Annotated in this window: 19 protein-coding genes; 5 read left to right on the top strand and 14 right to left on the bottom strand. The window is 40.9% G+C overall.

Features of this window, described 5'->3' with window-relative positions; genetic code table 11:
• Window positions 1–216 precede the first annotated feature (216 nt).
• The 4 genes from A361_RS03105 to A361_RS03090 form a co-directional block, all read right to left on the bottom strand.
• Complete coding sequence (locus A361_RS03105; protein ID WP_026041585.1) at window positions 217–759, bottom strand: GNAT family N-acetyltransferase; 543 nt, start codon at window positions 757–759, stop codon at window positions 217–219.
• A 185-nt stretch (window positions 760–944) separates the two neighbouring features.
• Complete coding sequence (locus A361_RS03100) at window positions 945–2,063, bottom strand: sensor histidine kinase (protein WP_019380221.1); 1,119 nt, start codon at window positions 2,061–2,063, stop codon at window positions 945–947.
• The gene (locus tag A361_RS03095; RefSeq protein ID WP_019380220.1) at window positions 2,053–2,736 is read right to left on the bottom strand and encodes a response regulator transcription factor; all 684 of its coding nucleotides are present in this window, start codon (window positions 2,734–2,736) and stop codon (window positions 2,053–2,055) included. The genes A361_RS03100 and A361_RS03095 overlap by 11 nt, the downstream gene beginning before the upstream one ends.
• A 20-nt stretch (window positions 2,737–2,756) precedes the next feature.
• Window positions 2,757–3,320: a VanZ family protein gene (locus A361_RS03090; RefSeq protein WP_019380219.1), complete on the bottom strand. Its 564-nt coding sequence runs from the start codon at window positions 3,318–3,320 to the stop codon at window positions 2,757–2,759.
• Window positions 3,321–3,581: 261 nt separating this feature from the next.
• On the opposite strand from A361_RS03090, the gene A361_RS31425 reads away from it, so the two are divergent.
• A complete protein-coding gene (locus A361_RS31425) occupies window positions 3,582–3,854 on the top strand; it encodes a hypothetical protein (protein ID WP_026041584.1) in 273 nt (90 codons plus the stop codon).
• Entirely contained in the window at window positions 3,794–4,696 is a 903-nt protein-coding gene (locus A361_RS30680; RefSeq protein WP_420480833.1) for an IS3 family transposase, read from the top strand. Before A361_RS31425 ends, A361_RS30680 begins: the two co-directional genes overlap by 61 nt.
• Before the next feature lie 109 nt (window positions 4,697–4,805).
• Here A361_RS30680 and A361_RS03075 read toward each other — a convergent pair whose 3' ends face one another.
• Window positions 4,806–5,006, bottom strand: coding sequence for a hypothetical protein (locus A361_RS03075; RefSeq protein WP_009335416.1), 201 nt, complete (start codon window positions 5,004–5,006; stop codon window positions 4,806–4,808).
• 159 nt (window positions 5,007–5,165) lie between these two features.
• On the opposite strand from A361_RS03075, the gene A361_RS03070 reads away from it, so the two are divergent.
• Window positions 5,166–5,636 (top strand): SRPBCC domain-containing protein, encoded by a 471-nt coding sequence (locus A361_RS03070; RefSeq protein ID WP_009335417.1) that lies wholly within the window; start codon window positions 5,166–5,168, stop codon window positions 5,634–5,636.
• Between the two features lie 45 nt (window positions 5,637–5,681).
• Here the strand turns inward: A361_RS03070 and A361_RS03065 are convergent, their stop codons facing one another.
• The 4 genes from A361_RS03065 to A361_RS03050 all read right to left on the bottom strand — a co-directional run bounded on the left by A361_RS03065 (window position 5,682) and on the right by A361_RS03050 (window position 7,847).
• Window positions 5,682–5,885, bottom strand: a complete 204-nt coding sequence (locus A361_RS03065; protein WP_009335418.1) for a ChaB family protein — start codon at window positions 5,883–5,885, stop codon at window positions 5,682–5,684.
• 112 nt (window positions 5,886–5,997) lie between these two features.
• Window positions 5,998–6,324 (bottom strand): hypothetical protein, encoded by a 327-nt coding sequence (locus A361_RS03060; RefSeq protein ID WP_019381061.1) that lies wholly within the window; start codon window positions 6,322–6,324, stop codon window positions 5,998–6,000.
• Window positions 6,325–6,336: 12 nt separating this feature from the next.
• Window positions 6,337–7,155, bottom strand: coding sequence for a hypothetical protein (locus A361_RS03055; RefSeq protein WP_033196542.1), 819 nt, complete (start codon window positions 7,153–7,155; stop codon window positions 6,337–6,339).
• Between the two features lie 215 nt (window positions 7,156–7,370).
• Window positions 7,371–7,847 (bottom strand): Lrp/AsnC family transcriptional regulator, encoded by a 477-nt coding sequence (locus tag A361_RS03050; protein WP_009335421.1) that lies wholly within the window; start codon window positions 7,845–7,847, stop codon window positions 7,371–7,373.
• Window positions 7,848–8,055: 208 nt separating this feature from the next.
• Here A361_RS03050 and A361_RS03045 point away from each other — a divergent pair, with 208 nt between their 5' ends.
• Window positions 8,056–8,985, top strand: a complete 930-nt coding sequence (locus tag A361_RS03045; RefSeq protein WP_019381064.1) for a DMT family transporter — start codon at window positions 8,056–8,058, stop codon at window positions 8,983–8,985.
• 95 nt (window positions 8,986–9,080) lie between these two features.
• Here the strand turns inward: A361_RS03045 and A361_RS03040 are convergent, their stop codons facing one another.
• The 5 genes from A361_RS03040 to A361_RS03020 all read right to left on the bottom strand — a co-directional run bounded on the left by A361_RS03040 (window position 9,081) and on the right by A361_RS03020 (window position 15,673).
• Window positions 9,081–10,634 (bottom strand): BCCT family transporter, encoded by a 1,554-nt coding sequence (locus tag A361_RS03040; RefSeq protein WP_019381065.1) that lies wholly within the window; start codon window positions 10,632–10,634, stop codon window positions 9,081–9,083.
• Window positions 10,635–10,985: 351 nt separating this feature from the next.
• The gene (locus A361_RS03035; RefSeq protein ID WP_019381066.1) at window positions 10,986–12,077 is read right to left on the bottom strand and encodes a tartrate dehydrogenase; all 1,092 of its coding nucleotides are present in this window, start codon (window positions 12,075–12,077) and stop codon (window positions 10,986–10,988) included.
• A gap of 18 nt (window positions 12,078–12,095) precedes the next feature.
• Window positions 12,096–13,544, bottom strand: a complete 1,449-nt coding sequence (locus tag A361_RS03030) for an aldehyde dehydrogenase family protein (protein WP_019381067.1) — start codon at window positions 13,542–13,544, stop codon at window positions 12,096–12,098.
• Window positions 13,537–14,622, bottom strand: a complete 1,086-nt coding sequence (locus A361_RS03025; RefSeq protein WP_019381068.1) for an aromatic ring-hydroxylating oxygenase subunit alpha — start codon at window positions 14,620–14,622, stop codon at window positions 13,537–13,539. The genes A361_RS03030 and A361_RS03025 overlap by 8 nt, the downstream gene beginning before the upstream one ends.
• A gap of 31 nt (window positions 14,623–14,653) precedes the next feature.
• Window positions 14,654–15,673: an NAD(P)/FAD-dependent oxidoreductase gene (locus A361_RS03020; protein ID WP_019381069.1), complete on the bottom strand. Its 1,020-nt coding sequence runs from the start codon at window positions 15,671–15,673 to the stop codon at window positions 14,654–14,656.
• Between the two features lie 180 nt (window positions 15,674–15,853).
• On the opposite strand from A361_RS03020, the gene A361_RS03015 reads away from it, so the two are divergent.
• Window positions 15,854–17,239, top strand: coding sequence for a sigma-54 interaction domain-containing protein (locus tag A361_RS03015; RefSeq protein WP_019381070.1), 1,386 nt, complete (start codon window positions 15,854–15,856; stop codon window positions 17,237–17,239).
• Window positions 17,240–17,244 lie beyond the last annotated feature (5 nt).

Genomic DNA, 17,244 nt, shown 5'->3' with positions numbered 1-17,244 from the left:
ACTAAAATGAAAATAGTTAACAATAAACTTGGTTGATTACTATATTTACAGAAGTTCTATTCCGTTAAATCTTCATTTACAATACTGGACCAGCCAGAAAATATCTGGCTGGTCTTTTGAAATTGGAATATCGCTAACAGAGCATCCTTTTTAAGGAGAGAGTGACATTAGCCATTAACCTGCAAAAGGAGATGTCAACTAAACAGCTAGGCAAGATTATTTAATAGAATTAACCTTGATTCGCCAAATCATATGATGAGACCCTTCTCCCCAATAATCCTTTAATAAATAATCCGGTTCTCCAAACTTCCTTCTCCAGATCTTTTGTGAATGTTTATATCCTGAATCTAAACAGAATTCTTCTACTCCTTTATTCCTTAAGGTCAAATACATAGCTGCTAATAATTGATTGCCTATGCCCTTTTTCTGATAATCAGGATGTACAAAGACTGTACCCACTTCATAAAAGCCATTAAGTGCCTGATCCGAACCTCTAATTATCAGCTCATTGGCTGCTCCGTATTCTATTGAACCAACGATTTTATCGCCAAGTAGAGCGATTAGAAAATACCGTTCTCTACCGCCGCTTTTCATATCCATATTCAAATAGTTTTTCTTGGCTATAATTTCTTCTTCCATGTCTTCCAGCAAATCACCAATGCCTTCTTTAAGAAACGTATCGGTTATAACCATTCGAAAGAAATGGTTTAGATCTTTTGCATCCTCAGCAGCTGGCCTTCTTATCATGACATTATTCACTATTAATTTGCCCCTTTTATAGTTACTCCTTTGGATACTTCCTTCCATTTTGTTTCTCTCATTCTACTATACCCAGGAAAAGACTTAGTAAAAAAATGTATCCTTAAGGTTTCCTGCTTATTCATCGATCAGGCCGCAGTCAGCCATTAAAAAAGTGCGTTAATCGAGGATTAACGCACTTCTGCTCACTTACTTCGATATTTCTTGAATAACTTAATAGTAAAAGCCGTTTTCCCTGGTGCACTCTCCACATCTATGTACCCGCTATGAAGATCGACGATGCTTTTGGAAATCGCCAGTCCCAAACCCGAACCACCTGTATACTGGGATCGTGACTTCTCAACGCGGTAGAAGCGATCAAAGATATGTGGAAGATCAATGCGAGGTATGGCCTGGCCATAGTTAGCAATTTCGATCTCAATCATGTCTTTTCTATCATGTAGCGCAGCATCCAGATACCTGCCATCACTTCCATATCGGATTGCATTTTGGATAAGGTTTTCGAATACACGGGCCAGCTTTACACCATCCCCCTCTACAACAGGATCATCAACAGATGAAAATAATCGGAACTCCATTCCTGCTGCTTCCAATTGCACCTTTGTCTGTACGGCTATCTGATTAAGCATTTCCTCGATATTAATAGCTTCCTTATGCAGCTTGATCTGCTGGTTCTGCATATAAGTGAATTCAAAAATATCATTAATTAACGCATATAAGCTTGATGTCTTTGCATGAATGATTTGAACATAGTGGCGAAGCTCGACCTCATTACTGTACCGGTCATTATTAATAAGATCCAGGTATCCTATAATAGATGTAAGCGGAGACCTTAAGTCGTGCGCTACACTCGTTACAAGCTCATTTTTCAGCTGCTCTGTCCTTTTGACTTCCTTAATTGCCTCCTCCGATTTTTCAATTATCTTTTGTATGCCATCTGCGAGTGCCTGAAATTCCGGCTGCACGTAAAAACCTTCTGAAGCATTCTCCTGCCTTACCCATCGCTGAACATCCTCTGTCATTTTAATAAGATTAAGTGCAAGATATCGTTTCCGCTCAAACTGATAAAATATCAGCAAAAATAACCCGGTGGCCATAAGATAGAAAACAAGGAAGAAGAATTCACGAAAATAGGATAGGATGAAAAACAGGCTCTCAAAAAATCTGGAGTTGTCCTCTAAAAACCATACTGCCGGCAGGAGAACAGCTCCCATAACCACCGCCAGGAAAAGTGACAGCAGGATATACATCATGACTTTCCACTTAGGCAGATATCGGAGCAGATTCATAATATTATTTTTCAATTTTATACCCCACTCCCCAGACGGTCTGAATGACCGATTCACCTGGCAGCGCCGCTCCCAGCTTTTCGCGAATATTACTGATATGAACCATGACAGTCTTGTTTGACCCTTCACCAGGTTCATTCCAGACCTTTTCAAAAATCTCCTCCGATGCATACACACGGCCGCGATTCTTAGCCAGCAAATATAAAATCTCAAATTCCCGTGCTGTTAGCTTTATTTCGCTTCCCTCAGCGGTAACGCCATGGCTCCGCTTATCGATGGCGACAGATCCGATATATAATACATCATCAGCTTTTCCAGTTGTTTTATAATTTGCCCTGCGGAGCAATGCCTTTACTCTCGCAGCCAGCTCCAGGGGATTAAACGGCTTAATCATATAGTCATCGGCACCAGTCATTAAACCCATGATTTTGTCCATATCCTCTGCCTTGGCACTGACCATCAGGATCGGCACCTGATTGTTTTTTCTGACATATTTGCAAAACTCAAGTCCATCCATCTTCGGCATCATGATATCTAAAACAATCAGGTCAGGAGGATCCTGCTCCAGTTTCTTAAGTGCTTCCATTCCATCCCCGGCTTTATCAATGATATAGCCATCATTCTTCAGATATACTTCTATCAAATCAGCAATTTGCCGATCATCATCAACGATCAGGATTCTTGTCATTGCCTGTCTCCTCCCATCAGCTAAAGCTGAAACTGTTTGAGCATACTATTTAAAGGAGTTACCTTAAACATGCGCTTAACAATCAGATATCCAATAACTGCTCCCAGAGTATTCGCAAGCAAGTCATTGATATCTGTGCTTCTTCCGCTTCCCAGCGTCACTCGAATGATCAGCTGCAGAAGCTCAAAGGAAGCACTCAGCAGAAATCCAAGCTTTGCAGCTTTCTTAGAACTGTCTTTCGACTTCATTATAAACGGTAAATACATGCCAAAAGGAATCAGCATAATAATATTTAACAAAAACGTTTTCAGATCGATTGTCAAAATGGGAATAAAATTGATTGCCTTATACCAGGGCGTCCGATTTGCATACATCCCTATATTCACATCGATTGGGAAAAAGACCAGATGCAGGACGCAAAGCAAGTAGATCCCGAAGGAAATCAGAACGGCAATTTGTAACAGCCTTATCTTTTCCTTACGGTGCCTCATCCAGATCCAGAGCCCTATTAATCCCAGTAAAGCAGCTGGCAGAAGTACATACCATGATGGAATGGAAAACATTATCGACATTGTTTCTTTCAATTTAACTTCCTCCTTATCTTTCAATAAACATAGTATAGGAAGAAGTTCTAAAGAGTTTTTAAAGAAGAGATTAAGAATCAGTAAAAAGTTAGTACATAAATAAAACCCGCCCTGTTTGTTAATGTCCCCTTTAAGTAGACATTCAAAAAAACCTTCATGTTACCATGGAGGAAAGAATGCTACTTGGAGGGGATTTTTTCTATGGCAAAGAAATGACAAACTTTTAATAGCTATTCGGAGGAGTTTAAACATAATGCCGTCATGAGATACGTGAATGGGTCTAAGAGCTATAAAGTGTTGTCAGAAGAATTGGGAATTCGTCACTGCAGCCAGCTTAAAGTGTGGGTTAAGAAATGGAAAGATGGAGTACCATTTGATGAGCGTAAAGGAGTCTCTAACCCTTTAAAAGGCAGGCCTAGGACTAAATTTAAATCGGTTGAAGAGGAAAGAGATTATTTAAAAGCACAGGTTGAATTTCTAAAAAAGCAGTATCCAAATCTGGTAAAGGAGGAGGAAACATACCCAGAAGAATAAATTATGAACTGGTTGATGAGTTAAGGGGAACCTATCCGGTCTCCTGGCTGCTGGAGATTGCCTATATCAAACCGGCTAGCTATTACAAATGGAAAAAAACGAATGTTAAACGGGAAGAGAAGGCTAAGGATGAACAAGTCATCCGTGAGCACATTTTGGGGATCCATTTCATGCATCCTGAATTTGGCCGGCCTCGTATTACAGATGAATTAAATGAAAACAGGTATTTAATTAACCACAAGAAGGTCTGCAGGCTGATGATGGAAATGGACATACAATCAGTCATCCGAAAGAAGAGAAAATGGCACGGTCGTAGTCCTTCTATCCTCTTCCCTAATCGCCTTAAAAGGAATTTCAGGGCTGCAGGACCTAATCAAAAGATGGTAACGGATATAACATATGTGTCTGTTGGAGAAGAATTTTATTATGTATCGGTCATACAGGATCTCTTTAATAACGAAATAGTAAGTTGGGAGCTATCTAAGAGAAATGATCTGGAACTTGTGTTAAATACAGTAGAAAAATGGACAAAGAAAAAAGACGTAGCTGAAGCCGTTCTCCATTCAGATCAAGGCTTCCAGTATACGTCAAAGCTATACAGCAGCCGATTAGAGGATTATGGCATCAAGGGCAGCCACTCTCGAAAAGGAAACTGCCTGGACAATGCCAGTGTAGAATCGTTCTTCTCACACCTCAAAACCGAGAAGCTGTATATAAATAAGTGTAAGTCAGAAGAAGAACTAGAACAAGCTCTTGAGGATTACCTCTACCATTACAAACGAAGACAAAAGAAACTAAAGATACGCGCGCCGATTGAATATCGACACGCGCTCACTGCTTAGCTTTTTATGTTGTCTACTTGACAGGGACAAGACCAGATTGGCAGGTTTTGTATTATGGAATTTAACACAATCTTTAAATTTTGCATACAGATGTAAAAAAAACAAATGACTAATCGCCTCCCCCGCAGCCTCCGCCATCTCCGCCAAAGCCCCCTCCAAAACTATCACAATTATGCGAACTGCTATAATCTCCTGTATGGTGATAGGAAGAATGATTTTTTCCGCTGCCATAAGAACGATTCGATGGTCTGGAATCACCAATAGCGATCATGATAATAAGAAGTAAACCAATAATAATGAATCCTGACATTTCCATCACCCCTTATTTTTATATACGGATGATGGTTTATTTAGTTTCAGAAAATTAAAACAAAACAACCGATCCATTTATAAAGTTAATAACAGGCAAGTTCTGCCGAAAAAACTATTAAGATGCCTTTGAATAAATAGAAAGAAAGAGGACTTTAAAATGAAAGAAATGCTGGTTTACAGGTATGAAGATGTAATTCATGCCCCAATAGATTTGGTTTTTAAGTACGTCGATGATGATGAAAAAATAAAGCTCTGGAATACCATGCTGATCGAAAACATATATGACAATGAGGAAAATAAACCAGTCCCAGTGCCTGGCACTAAGTTTGTCACCGTTCAGAAACTTGATAAAAAAATCATCAAAATCGATTCCGAATTAATTGAATATAAAGCTCCCCATAAAGTTGTTATGCACTCTCATTCCAAAGAAGGCTTAAGCATTTCAAAGTATCTCTTATCAAGAGAACACAACGGCACGCGCCTGATCGTGGAAGCAAGCCTTGTACCAAGCAACTTCTTCTATAAACTGACAACCAGACTATTAGGATGGACGGCTAAATTTGTGTTTGAAGAGCAATATCAGAACTTGAAGAGATATGTGGAAAATGAAGCGGTTGATGATGAATAACAAAAGGTGTCCTGGAACGGGACACCTTTTACTGTAAAAGCATATTTACTCTTCCTTCTTCACCCATTTATCATCATCATTCTTCTCATATTTCTTCTTCACTGCACTCCAGGCAACCTTAAAGGCCGTTTCTTCCTCGTCATATTCTTCGCTTGCAGAATTAAACGCTTCCTTAAAGATCTCCTGTGCGTGATGCGGAAGATTATCTTTGACGGAATCAGGCAGATCGCTTAGTTTATCATAAGGCATTTTTGCTTCCTCCCCTGCACATGTTCTTTTATGTATTTTTCCTAATTATGTGTGTTTTAAACACATCCCCAGGAAGTCCCCATGTACAGAATAGCCACTCAGCTGCCCGTCATCACTCGGAAGGATTATTAATTAATTCATCATAATAAGCCTGCGGATTAGAAATATGGTTATCAATGAAAAACTTCGCCTGATCTTTGAACATATCAATGTAAGACTCTCTGCTAATGGCTAAATCCCCTAAATCAGCAGTGTCTCCTTGAACTTGTACTGTATCTGCCTTTACGTCAACAACAACAGTCATATATATTTTATCCTTGTAAAGAACAGTTCCCGTCACTTGTTGTTTCACCAAGTCGACAAGAGGAAATTCATGGCGTACACCTGTTGGTTTAAACAGTGTATACCCTGCATTAGGTTTATCTTTATGATCATTCATTCTTCCACCTCATCATGTCACAATCCCCTTTCCATCGAGCCAAACTTCAGCAGAGTCAATAAAGTCAGGTCTTTTCCATGCAGTGATGGCATGTCTTTCTTCCATCCGTTCAACAAGGCTTTGGAAAAACATATCCCCCAAAAAATATCCCAATCGGCTATATCCAAATCTTTCACCGCCACGGATGGAAAACCATTCAAGAAATATCGCATCCGCTGTTTTAGATACATAATCTTCAGCAAATTCCAGCTTGATATCATGCTGATTGGATATTGCGAATTCCAGCCACTCGTCCCCTCCATCATCGAAGGAAAAATAGACAGACGTGTTTAAACCAGGCTCTGTCATTCTGGAAAAGTGGGTAGCCGCTCCTTCCTGATAAAGCCAAGTAAGAGGGTTTTCCCACCTTATATTTGACCAAACTATATCCCTATTATTTGAAATGATATTGTGGCAGGCATGTCCAAATTCATGCGCCACTATAGCTTTTAGATGATCGGTTCCCGGTGACAGCTTTTCTAAAGCAAAGGTAATATTGGGGATGATCATCCGATGTGTAAAGGCATTTGAACCAAAGCCGCCCACGATCAAATTCACCTCAATTGGAAATGAAACTTGATATACGGCTGAATACCTACCAGCCACATCTTCGATTACAGGAATAATCTTTGCATGTACGTCATCAATGGCAGTCAGCGAATACTTTGCAATCGATTGCAAATGTCTTTCTTCGTTGTTCTTACAATGATAGGCAAAATACTCCTTAAATACTTCAGGATATTTATCATGGTAATTTCTTAAGCAATCTGGTGAAGCCTGATAGCTGCACATAAAAAACGGAATTTGTATCAATAATTTTCATCGATTAGATCCAATCTTTCACATAAGCCACTAATCCGATCACAGAACCAATTACAGCGCCAAAAAGCACATAATAACGTGTTTCGAGCTGCTCGAGCTTTTTTGTCAAACTAATCCCTCCTGACCTTTGTTCCTGCTTTCTACGATCATTATTGGAAAAGGTTTCAAGGCATTCGTTAAAGACTCTAATCCTGTATTGGCAGCACCGTCGAATCCTTAATCTCCCTCAATGCCAGGCTGGTCTGAATCTTCGTAATTCCCAATTCATTCAGCTTCCTGATAAACATCTCCAGCCCCTTGCGATCCTTGCAGGCTACTTTCAGCAGATAATCATACTCCCCTGTTAAACAATGACATTCTAAAACTTCCTTCATTGATTCCAGCGTTTTTTCAAGAGATTCCAGTTTTTCAGCCTGGTGCATATTGGTGCTCATGAACACGAAGCATAATAAATCAAAGCCCAGCTTCTCATGGCTTAAAATAGCCACATGCTTCTGGATATACCCTTCCGCTTCCAAACGCTTAATCCTTGCATGTACAGCTGGAGCAGAAAGATTCACCTTTTTCGACAGTTCCAGATTGCTAATCCGAGCATCCTTTTGAAGCAAATCCAGGATTTTTATATCCAGGTGATCTAATACCTTGCTTACAATTGATTCCACTATCCATCAGCCCTTTTCAATTATTCAAAATACGGATCAAATCACACACTCAAACTGAATATTCTACAATTATAATCTCATATACTTTTAATTATTTTGAATTAATTTCATTATACAAAATTATCTTTTGTTTTTTTAAATAAATGTTAAAATCATTCATATAAATAATGTCATTGTGCACAATGGCTCTGAAAAGGAGCTTAATGATGTGAACTATTATCTTCTCCTTCTTTTAACAAGTCTTCTCTGGGGCGGAAATTTCATTGTAGGAAAGACGCTTGTGGATCATGCATCTCCTATTACCTTAACCATTTTAAGATGGGCCATCGCCATTATCTGTCTCGTTCCTCTTGTCTGGCATAAAGAGAAACGGCTGCTGCCGCCGAAAAATGCAATCCTGCCATTACTGCTAATGGGCATCACGGGAGTAGCTTTGTTCCAGGCCCTGCAATTCATGGCACTGGAAAAAACATCGGCCACCAGCGTTGGCTTAATCTCTACATTAAATATGTTTTCCATTGCTGCCTTCTCTTTCATTTTTCTAAAAGAAAAAATAAACATACTGCAGCTCATGTCCATGTTCATTTCATTGTTTGGCGTACTGCTGGTCCTTTCAAAAGGTAGCCTGGAGTTGCTGGTCTCTCTTCAGTTTAATAATGGGGACCTTTATATGATGGCCGCGGTGGGCATGTGGGGAATCTATTCGGTCTGCAGCAAATGGGCCATGTCTTTCGTTACACCTATGATGTCCATCTTATACTCAGGCATATTTGGCCTTCTCGTGCTTTTGCCGTTCAACACTGCTGGTTTCACCGTTACAGATGTCAGTGCTTCCTTTCTTTTATCCATTCTGTATACGGGTCTGATTTCAACAGTCCTATGCATGGTACTCTGGAACATCGGGGTCAACCAGCTGGGACCAAGCACTTCCGGCCTGTTCCTAAACTTTAATCCCATTTTCACAGCCATCTTAGCTTTTATCTTCTTAGGAGAGGTCTTGAACTGGATACAAGCGGTCGGAAGCATCATTGTCATTGCGGGGTGTTTCTTATTCTCTGCACTTAAAACCAGGACTGGAAAAACAACAATGGGGATTCCTGCACCAGTATTTATAAGTGAGCCGGTTAAGGAGAGATAAAAAGCAGTGCCTGCCCCTTTATAGGGAGCAGGCACTATGATTCCTTCTAATCTTTTGAGTAATTAGGGACAGTGTACCTGTCCCATTGTCCCCGCTTATGCCTTTTTGGCAACGGCTTTCTTTCTTATACTTTTAACGATAGGCTCATCTTGATTCCGGCTTTCACTCATCGCTTTTAGCTCATCTTTTAAGCCCTTATAAGTGGAGTAACACATGAAAAGCATGAGAATGGCTAACGGGATGGATGTGGCAACCAGGGCTGACTGTAAGCCGGATAGGCCTCCTGTCATAATTAATACAGCAGAGACCCCAGCAATTACAATCCCCCATATGACTTTTGTTGAGTGAGATGGATTAGGGTTTCCATTTTCACTGATCATCCCTAATACAAAAACAGCAGAATTCGCAGAGGTTATAAAGAAAACAAGTACAAGTACCATAGCTAAAATACTTAAAAAGACACTCATTGGAAAATAATCAAAAAACTTAAATAAGGCAGAGGTTACATCGGTGGAAACCGCCGTTGCAATCGCTGTTTCGCCCATGTTCTGAATGAGATCAATGGCCGATCCGCCCATCACGGCAAACCAGAAGAATGCTCCTGCAACAGGGATAAAGATGGCCCCGATCATAAACTCTTTGATGGTTCTGCCCTTTGAAATTCTGGCTACGAAACTGCCGACAAGCGGAGCCCAGGCGATCCACCAGCCAAAATAAAACAGTGTCCAGCTTGCAATCCAGGTTCCATCACTATAGGGCTCAGTCCTAAACGACATCCCAATGAAATTCTGGGCGTAATCCCCTATCCCTTGAAAAAAGATCTTTAAGATGGATTGGGTTGGTCCAAGAAACAATACGAATGCCAATAGTGCAAATGCCAGCAGCATATTAAGGTTGGACAAATGCTTCATCGCTCCCTGAAGGCCTGAAACAGTGGAACCGACATAAATAAAACTTACAACGAGAATAATAGCAACTTGGGTATAAAAGCTTACCGGAAGACCCCACAGATAATTCATACCGCTATTCACTTGAAGCGTTCCAAATCCCAGCGATGTGGCTATGCCAATGACAATGGAAAGAATGACAACGACATCAATCAGTTTGCCAAAAGGGCCCCTAATTTTGTCTCCTATTAATGGATAAAAAACAGAACTCAGTGAGGCCGGCAGCTTTTTGCGGAATTGGAAAAATGCTAAGGAGACTCCTACAACTGCATAACACGCCCATGCAGAGACCCCCCAATGCAGGTAAACAAATTGCATTGCCAGCTTTGCGGATTCTTCTGAAGATCCTTTCCCAAAGGGAGGATCAATATAGTATGAAACTGGTTCTGCCACACCCCAAAATACAAGACTTATCCCAATAGAGGCACTGAACAGCATCCCTACCCATGTAGCTGTTTTGTATTCTGGCCGATCATGATCGTCCCCCAGCCTGATTTTCCCGAATCTTGAAAGCCCAATATACATACAAAAAGCAAAGAAGAAAAAGACACTGCCCAGAATAAACCAGCCCAGGTTATTATAGATAAATTCCAGTGAATGATTTGAAAAGGTTTCCATTTGCTTTGGGGCAAAGACCCCTATACTTATTAAAACCAAACTTATGGCTAACGAGGAAAAAAAGACAGTTTTTTTACCGTTCATGCCAACACTCCTCTTTCCAGAATATTGAATTTTCAGTATTTTAAATGTAAGCGGTTTCCTGTTATTCCAAAAAATAAATGAGAGAAAAGGGGAAATCGGACTAGCGCATAAAAAATAGTACTCTTCCTTTTCACCTTCACAATTATTTTGATCGTCAGCAGATTCCCTGACCCGTAACGGTCACTTTATCTATTTATCAGACTTTGCGGTGCATCAGTATTCTTCCCTTCTAAAAAGTGGAAACAGGTTTATAACGACCGCCGCTAATAAAAGTTTAGTATAAAAGAAATGGAAGAAAAATCAACCTATACCATAGGAAGAATCAATTCTTCCTATGATATCCGCTGACTTTTAAACATTTAGTTTACCAGATACAAGCCGGGTCTCCATGATGTCAATAATCCGATTACCCACTTCCGCGGTAGATGCGGTTCCTCCCATATCCGGTGTAAGTGTCTCATCCTCGATCAGCAAATCCTCAATGGCTCCAAGCACTTGTTTTCCATATTCCTCATAACCAAAAAAGTCAAGCATCTGACTGGCTGACCAAATGGAAGCAAGCGGATTGGCAATCCCCTTACCTGCAATATCAGGAGCAGAGCCATGAATAGGTTCAAACATGGAAGGATACTTTCTTTCAGGATTAATGTTGGCACCAGCGGCAAGCCCTATTCCTCCTGCAATAGCAGCACCCAGGTCTGTTAATATATCGCCAAATAAATTGGAAGTGACGACCACTTCAAACCTCTTTGGATCCTTAACCATCAGCATGGCAGCGGCATCTACAAGGTAGGAGGCTGTTTCCACATCAGGGTATTCAGAGCTTATTTCTTCAAAAACCTGATCCCAGAAAACCATTGAATAATTTAATGCGTTCGCCTTTGATATGCTTGTGAGAGACCTTCCTTCCTTACGAGCTGCTTCAAACGCATACCGGATGATTCTTTCCGTTCCTTTTCGGGAAAACACACTGTTTTGCAGGACAACTTCATTTTGCTGCCCCTTAAGCAGCCATTCACCAGCACCCGCATACTCTCCTTCGGTATTCTCACGGATAAAAAGCATATTTATGTCTTCCCGTTTTACATCCACTAAGGAAGTTTTTGCCCCTTTCAGTAAATGAACAGGCCGGATATTCACATATTGATCAAATTCTTTGCGGATTCTTAAAAGCAGATCCCATAAAGAGATATGGTCAGGGACGCCGGGAAACCCGACTGCCCCCAAATAAATGGCATCAAACTTCTTTAATTCTTCAATGCCATTTTCATCCATCATCTTTCCGTGTTTCGCATAAAATTCACAGCCCCAAGGGAAATAAGTAAAATTAAAGCGGAAACCTGAATCCATCGCCGCCACTTTATTTAGTACTTTGATTCCTTCGCCAATCACTTCAGGTCCAATTCCATCACCTGCTATAACCGCAACTTTATAAATTTTCACAAAAATCTCCCTTTACCTTTAGTTATTATTCCAGACAATTAATTTCATCTCGGTCATTTCTTCAACTGCATATTTGATGCCTTCCCGTCCGGTGCCGCTTTCCTTTACACCGCCATACGGCATCTGGTCAACACGGTAGGTTGGAACATCATTGATTATAACTCCGCCAACATGAAGTTCCTGCGAAGCAAAGAGGGCATGCTTCACATTATTTGTGTATATTCCCGCCTGCAGGCCAAACCGCGAGTTGTTGACATGCTTTATGGCATCCTCAATGGAACTGAATTTGTTTACGACGACAACGGGAGCAAAGGCTTCCTGGCAGGATACCTTTAAATCATGCTCCGCATTGATAATAATCGTAGGCTCAAGCACCCCATTTCGAAGGCTTCCTCCGGCTGCAATAGATGCATTCGTGCTTTTTGTTTCCTCAATCCATCCTAGTACTCTATCAGCCTCTCCTTTTGAAATTAGAGAAGAAATATACGTATCCGGTGCAAGCGGATCGCCAACTTTCAGCTGCTTTGCTGCCTGAATAAATTTTTCTGTGAATTCTTCATATACCTCTTCATGTGCATAGATGCGCTGAAGCGAAATACAAACCTGACCCTGATTCGAAAAAGCCCCCATTATGCAGCGGTCAATAATCTGATCGACATCTGTATCTTTATCAATGATTAAGGCTGAATTCGATCCCAGCTCCAATGTTGTTTTCTTTAAGCCTGCTCTGCTGCGTATCCCAATCCCAACTTCCGGACTTCCTGTAAAGGTGACCATGCTGACCAGGTCATTTCTGACAATTTCTTCCCCTACTACACTTCCAGGACCGGTTATAACGTTTAACACACCCGGCGGCAGGCCTGCCTCTTCAAATAATTCGGCTATAAACAGTGCCGAGAGCGGTGTCTGCGAGGCTGGCTTCAAGACAACTGTATTCCCTGCGGCAATTGCCGGTCCTACCTTATGAGCTACAAGATTCATAGGGAAATTAAAAGGAGTTATGGCTCCTATGACCCCAATCGGCTCTCTCAATGTATATCCAATACGGCCAACCCCGCCTGAAGCAGCATCAAAAGGAATCGTTTCCCCATGAATGCGCTTAGCTTCCTCAGCCGAAAATTTATACGTTTCGACCGTTCTGGCAACTTCCGCTTTTGAGAACATAATAGGTTTGGACGACTCTCGGGTAATGATCTCTGCAGCCTGATCCGCTTTTTCAATCAAAAGCGAAACGACTTTTTCTAAAATCTCAGCTCTCTTGTAAGCTGGCATTTTTGCCATCAAATGCCTGGATTCGTAAGCAGCTTCAATGGCCATTTCAGTCTGTTCTTTATTCGCCATCGCGATTTGGGCAATTTCTTCCCCGGAATAAGGTGAAAAAAGAGATGCGTATCGATCTGTTTCTACTTTTTTTCCATTAATCATTAAATACTTTTTTGCTGGCTGAACTCCGGTTATTTTACTCATTTAGGGCCTCCAATACCATTTCATGAAATTGAACAATTGCTTTTTCTGAGGATGAATATCTGCCTTTGCTGAAAGCTCGGGAGCAAAAACCAATTTGTTCCAATTCTACCAATTCAATATCTTCCGAGCGGACTTGCTCCGCAAACGTCATTAAATCCTTTTCCGCCTGGGACAGGTTCTCATCACGGAAATAATAGGTGTAGACAGCCATGGATGTTTCATGATCAATCGGAATAATTTGAATGGTCGCCATATTGCCTGGCCCCGGATAAATGGTCAGCATCAGATTTGGCCATAGCCAGTAGAATTGGCCGCCTTGCATTTCGGCATCATTTAAATCAACTGTTCCATATTTTTTATCTGGCTTAACAATTGTCCCTTGCATGGAATAATTCTCACACGTAATAATCTGATAATCATTCATATCAAGTGCAGCAACGAAGCTTGGATGTGCAACATGGCAGTGGTCACACTCCAGGTAGTTATCCATAAAAGCCTTCCAGTTCGCTTTGAATGTACGTGTTTTTTGGCTGGTTCTTTTTAGTTCGCTTAAAAAGGAATTCTTGCTCAACCTTTCAAAGAAATCTCCATATGACTCACTTAATGGCTTTGCATTGTCATCCAAATTTACAAAGATAAGTGATTCCAAAATTTCCATCCGCACCGAACGCAGACAGGCATCCTTTACACAAGCCTCGTCTTCCCCTCTAAAGTTAGGCGCTTTATTCAGCTGGCCATCAAGCTTAAATGTCCATCCATGATAAGAACATTGGAGAATCTTTTTATTCCCGGCTGCATTTTTTTCAAGCTTTGTTGCCCGATGTGGACAAACATTGTAAAAGGCACGGACTACTTCATCTTTACCGCGGTTTACGATAATAGGCTCGCCGGCCACTTCTGCAGTAAAGAAATCTCCAGCCTTTTCCACCTGACTAACATGTCCTACGAGCTGCCAGGACCTTGAAAACACAAGGTCCATCTCTTTTTCCAGAACTTTGGGATCTGTGTATTTGTCATAGGTTAAGGTTCTTTCAAATGTACGATTTGTTGCATTTTGCACTTTATTGTAAGCAGTCATGATTTGTCTCCTTCTTAAATGAATTTTTCCTTTAGATTGCTGAACCGGTTTTTTCCTTATCTGCCATAATGCTTGTACTATGGAGCGGCTGGACCTTTGAACCTGGATCAATATAAACCTTTGCATTGCTGACAGCTGCCGGCGCTTCCCCAAATCCGCTGGCTATAAGCTTTACTTTGCCTTCATAGGTACAGATGTCACCTGCCGCATAGATTCCTGGAATATTCGTTTCCATTTTGGAGTTTACCAGGATCGCATTTTTCTCTATTTCCAACCCCCACTCTTTAATGGGGCCTAATGAAGATACAAATCCAAAATTCACTAGTACATCATCTGCCGGGATGAGCATTGTCTCCCCGCTAGCCGTGTTTTCTACCATTACGTATTCAATTTCTTCTGCACCTGCCAGCTCCACTGGAATATAAGGTGTCAGCATTTCCACACTGGAATGTCTCAATCGTTCCACACTATGCTCATGCGCCCGGAACTTATCTCTCCTATGAATGAGCGTTACCTTGCCGGCAATCGGCTCAAGCATCAGAGCCCATTCAACCGCTGAATCCCCTCCACCAAAGATCACAACCTTTTTGCCGGCAAACTGATTTAAGTCTTGGACAAAATAATGAAGATTTTTATTTTCAAATTTGTCCTCGCTGCCGATATTTAATTTCCTTGGCTGGAAAGCACCGTTCCCTGCCGTAATAATCACTGCCTTCGTATAATGGGTCCCTTTATTCGTGTGAATCGCAAATGATTGATCAGACAGGCGGACGATGCCTTCCACTGATTCCCCTAAGCAGACAGATGGATTAAATTGATTCATTTGCTTTATCAAATTATCTATCAGTTCCTGAGCTCTTATCTTAGGAAAACCAGCTATGTCATAAATATATTTTTCCGGATATAGTGCTGATAATTGTCCGCCCAGCTGCGGAAGACTCTCAATAATTTTCACCGAAGCCTGGCGCATACCAGTGTAAAAAGCTGTAAAAAGACCAACTGGGCCTCCGCCTATAATGGTGATATCGAAAGCATCTGGATAATTGCCCATTCCTGAACCTCCTTTATATGTTCTATACACCTTTTTAATGCAAGTACTGTGCCAATAGTGAAAACCCTTAATAATTAAACAAACAATTGAAAATTTACTGAAAAATACCAGATATTGAGTTAAAATATACTCAATATCTGGTATTCTTGAATCAAAAATGACTCAGGAGGGCTTCACCGAATGAAAATGCCAACAAATACAGGCAATGTAGAAATGACATTGGAAACCCTGTTAAAAATTCTTGATTATTCTTCTGATGAAATCTTCGTTTTAGATGGTGAAATGCGGATTCTATATGTGAATAAAGTATGTGAGAGGCACTATGGACTTAAGCCAAGGGATGTAATTGGAAAGTACAATGTGGAACTTTTTGAAAAGGGCTACTGGAAGCCTTCTATTGTTCCTGAGGTATATCGGCGGAAAGAGCCGTGCTACTTAAGACAGCAGACATATATCGGGGCAGAGCTCATGACTACGGCCATCCCGATCTTAAATAACAAATACGAAATTGAACTGGTTGTCATCACCTCTACGGAAATACAAAAAATTAATATGGTGAATGCAAGGGAGGATAAAATCGAGTCAAAATCGACTCAGCATGAAGAAAAGGAAATAACAATTGTAACCAACAGCGGAGAGATTAAAGAAATATTGGAGTTTTGTAAAAAAGTAGCTCCAACAGATTCAAATATTCTTATTCTGGGAGAATCCGGAACCGGAAAGGGTGCCTTTTCTCAATATATTCACAAAGTCAGCAACCGGAATAAAGGGCCATTTCTTGCCATCAATTGCGCTGCCATTCCGGAAGAACTATTGGAGTCCGAACTATTTGGCTATTCAAAAGGCGCCTTCACCGGGGCAAATAAATTAGGAAAACAAGGATTAATTGAAGCAGCGGACGGCGGCACCCTCTTCCTGGACGAAATCGGAGAAATGCCCCTTTCCGTACAGGCAAAACTGCTTCAGCTCATACAGGAGAAACAGTTCATCCCTGTCGGAAGCAGCGAAATAAAGAAAGTGGATGTCCGCATCATAGCGGCAACTAATCAGAATCTGACCACTATGATTGAAAACAAATCATTTAGAGAAGACTTATTTTATCGTTTAAATGTAATTGATATTCATCTGCCGCCATTGCGGGAAAGAAGGGAAGATATCATTCCGCTCACCTATAATTTCCTGAATAAATTTAACCAAAAATATAAAGAGAATAAAGTCATTTCTGAAGAGTGCCTTAATGTTCTTACTCACTATTCCTGGCCGGGAAATGTGCGCCAGCTCGAAAACCTGATTGAAAGATTAGTCATTATCAGCAATTCCATTATTCAGGTCTCTGATCTCCCTGACATGATCAAGGAAAATACTCATCAAGCAGTATACCCATCTCATTCCACTAGCCTGGACAAAGCTCTGGATGAAACCAAAAGGATTCTGGTAAGAAGATCGTATCAGACCCATAAATCCTCCAGAAAAGTGGCAAACGACCTTGGCATCAGCCAAACGAAAGCAGCCAGGCTGATTAAAGAGTATTGCGGAGCAGAGGGACAGGTTCCTCATCCCTATTGAAAATT

The sequence above is a fragment of the Cytobacillus oceanisediminis 2691 genome, assembly GCF_000294775.2.
In the GTDB taxonomy this organism is placed as follows: Bacteria; Bacillota; Bacilli; order Bacillales; family Cytobacillaceae; genus Cytobacillus; species Cytobacillus pseudoceanisediminis.
The sequence above is the reverse complement of the archived record's forward strand: the minus strand, read 5'-3'. Positions and strand labels throughout refer to the sequence as shown.